A 1,350-nucleotide genomic window follows, 5' to 3' on the forward strand; every position below is an offset into this window, starting at 1 on the left:
CATCGGAACCATTGCAAATTGCAAACTTGCACCACCTTGTAAAAATAAAACGGAATAACCCGACGGCACATTTAATAATTCCTTTATCAACTTATCAGCTTCAGCAACAACTGCCTCAAATTCGGTTGTTCTGTGCGAAATTTCTAAAATTGATAATCCATCGTTAAAATCTAAAACAGCCTGAGCTGCTTGTTTAAACACTTCTTGAGGTAAAATACAAGGGCCTGCGCCAAAATTATGCTTCATCTTATTATATAATGTTTTATGGGCGTAAATGTAAAATTTTTAAAGCAGTTATGCCCACAAAATCGTATCATAAAAAATTAAATTTTGTTAAAAATCTCGACAAAATTGAGCATTTTGTTGCAGTTTTTGCAAAAGAATTCGTTAATCAGAAAGACAAAAAGATAAAGACTAATAGGTTTAGTAGTTTATGGCTTATTCTTCAACTTCACAATCAACTTCAGGTTAAACTGCCTGCCTGTTAAATAATTTGGAATAGCATATTGCACATTATCTACATCCTTAAGCCATAAGTAGGAAACTGTATTGTCGATATTCAACATATTAAAAACCTCAAAGAACAAAATAACCGAACTGAAATTTTTGTCCAGAAATTTGGGTTTGTGCAAAGCGGCGTCATCAAGGAAATCTTTAGAGAAACCGATATCTACCCGCTTGTATGATGGGATAAAAAACTTATCTAAATACCGTGGTGTTTGTGATGGACCAATCGGTAATCTTGAGCCATAAAGCGCGTTTAAGTGTACTTTATAAGTTGGACTATTTAATAATTTATCCTGAAAAAATATAGAGAAATTCAAACGCTGATCAGTTGGCCTTTTTAGATAACCAGGATAAATTGTAGTTCCATTCTGGATATAACTATCTCCAATAATATCTTCATTGGCATGCATAACCGACATTCTGAAATAAGAAACCAGATCCTTAACAAACTCACCGCCTATACTAAAATCGGCGCCATAAGCATAACCGCGCGAGACTTCATTCGCCAGGTATTTAATTCTCAGGTTATCTATTTTATACGGAATCAGTCGGTCAGAATATTTAAAATATGCCTCAGAAGTAAACTTTAGCCGTGTTCCAAAAGCATCGAAAGCGTATTCATAACCCAGAGAAGTGTTATAAGAACTCTGTGCCTTTTGATCAATATTTAATACTCCTGAAAAATCACGAATGGTCCGGTATGAGGGTGGCTGCTTATAAACACCGGCAGAAAACCTTAAAATTTTATTGTTTGAATTGGGCCTGTAAGCAATTAACATCCTCGGACTAATCAATAGCTGTTTGCTTAGCGAACTATATGTGGCGCGTGCTCCTAATTGTAAC

2 protein-coding genes are annotated in these 1,350 nt (G+C 35.1%); both read right to left on the reverse strand.

The features are described from left to right. The coding region (locus tag AC1DPQ_RS27855) for an aminotransferase class V-fold PLP-dependent enzyme (protein WP_477611584.1) at positions 1-246 on the reverse strand (246 nt) is incomplete at its 3' end. Between the two features lie 185 nt (positions 247-431). Next, positions 432-1,350: TonB-dependent receptor (locus AC1DPQ_RS27860; RefSeq protein ID WP_477611585.1), on the reverse strand; the 919-nt coding region annotated here is incomplete at its 5' end.

Source organism: Pedobacter sp. 01T416_2 (genome assembly GCF_056398925.1).